The organism is Actinomadura sp. NPDC049753 (genome assembly GCF_040674655.1).
Taxonomy (GTDB): Bacteria; Actinomycetota; Actinomycetes; order Streptosporangiales; family Streptosporangiaceae; genus Spirillospora; species Spirillospora verrucosospora.
On the sequence record NZ_JBFARL010000443.1, the window covers coordinates 1 to 1,668 of the forward strand.

Consider the following 1,668-nt stretch of genomic DNA (forward strand, 5'->3'; position numbering starts at 1 on the left):
TGCGGGACCGAGACGACCAGCCCGTTGGCGACCGCCGCCGCCACCGCCAGGATCGCCGCCGCGAAGAGCCCGCGCGCCACCGCCGGGCGCGGCGCCCGCCCGTGCAGCCCCTCGGCCAGCAGCGCCCCGCACAGCCCGCCCGCCACACCGCCCACCACGGCCATCGCCATGCCCTCGGCCACGATGTCCGGCGTCCACGGCAGTCGGAACGCCACCTGCCCGTAGGCGTACTCGGCGCCGAACCCGGCCGTGCCGATCAGCACGCCGGACACCGCGCCGAGGGCCAGCGGCCGCCGCGCCAGCGCCAGCGCCGCGACCTCCACGCACACCGCCTCGGCGAAGTACAGCGGCACCGCCGCCCACAGCTCCCCGATCACCCCGCCGACCAGGACCGACACGCCGCCGCGCACCATCATGTAGAACACCACGGCGAACACCGCGCCGCCGCGCCCGGCCCACAGCCGCGCCGCGACCAGCGCGCAGCCCGCCGCCAGCGCGATCAGCAGCGGCTGGTGGACGAGCCGGAACTGCGGCACCCCGAAGTCGTACTCGGCCTGGAACACCGACAGCCCGATCAGCAGCCCGCCCGCGTGCATGCAGCGCCGCACGTACCGCAGCCACCCCGGCGGCCGGTCGGCGTCCCCGCAGGCGCGGCGGCCCTCCCGCTCCAGCACCATCATCGCCACCAGCGACAGACCCGCCCCGCCGATCAGCATCAGGTGCGTGGGCCCCCACAGCGTCACGTCCTGCCCGAAGATGCGGTGCCACACGTCGTCGAGGGGGAACCCCAGCAGCGCGTAGAAGCCGGCGCCGGCCAGCAGCACGCCGCCCGCGGGGGCGTGCCAGTCCCGGGTGATCCGCACCGACGCCGCGCCGGGGCGCTCGCCCCTGGGCAGCACGACGGCCAGCACCCCGGCGGTGAAGATGCCGAACAGTCCGATCAGGATGGGGTAGTGGGCGATGTTGGCCAGCGGCCCCTCGTCCCGGCCGTGCGAGATGTGCAGGGAGATGTCCCAGTACATTCCGAGCAGCGCGACCAGCAGCGACACCATCGCGACCGGGATCGGCAGCGCCGCCCAGCCCGGGGTGCCGCGGCCCGGGCCGCGCGTCGCCAGTTCCGCCGCCCGCGCCAGGACGGCGACGCGGCCGCTGCGATGCCCCCAGCCGAGCACCAGCAGCACCGCCGTCAGGGCGGCCGCGGCGCTTGAGGCGATGAGGATCTGGTCGAGTGCCGCGCCGCCCGCCGGTTTGGCCGGCGCCCCGGCGAGCCGCGCCGCGACGCCCGCGCCGCCGATCGTCGCGCTCATGCCCGTCACGTGCTCCAACACCGCTGCTCCCTTGACGCGCGAACCAGGACGGCCCCGAACCGATCGGGGCGAACCCCCAAGCGGAGTATGCCACTTCCCAATGTGTCATTGTCTAGTGTCACACTTTGTGGTGTGCGACACCGGAACGGAAGGGGAGACATGCGGCGGCGGACACGAGCGAGAGCGACCACGGTGCTGATCACGGCCATGGCCGCGCTGTCGGCGGCGGCCGCCTGCGGGGAGTCCGCGTCACCGCCGCCGGGCGATGGGGCGTGCAGGCCCTCGCCGGTGACGCCGTCGTGATCCGCGTCGTGCTCAAGACGGCGCCGGGCAAGCAGGGCGACATCGCCCGCGAGCTGCG

Annotated in this window: 1 protein-coding gene and 1 pseudogene; one reads left to right on the forward strand and one right to left on the reverse strand. The window is 75.2% G+C overall.

Annotated elements, in window-relative coordinates:
• On the reverse strand, window positions 1–1,307 hold a 1,307-nt coding region (locus AB0K37_RS42070), incomplete at its 3' end, for a hypothetical protein (RefSeq protein ID WP_363991824.1).
• A 125-nt stretch (window positions 1,308–1,432) separates the two neighbouring features.
• Between AB0K37_RS42070 and AB0K37_RS42075 the strand changes: the two are divergent.
• Window positions 1,433–1,668 (forward strand): annotated as a pseudogene (locus AB0K37_RS42075) (hypothetical protein); the annotation flags it as partial.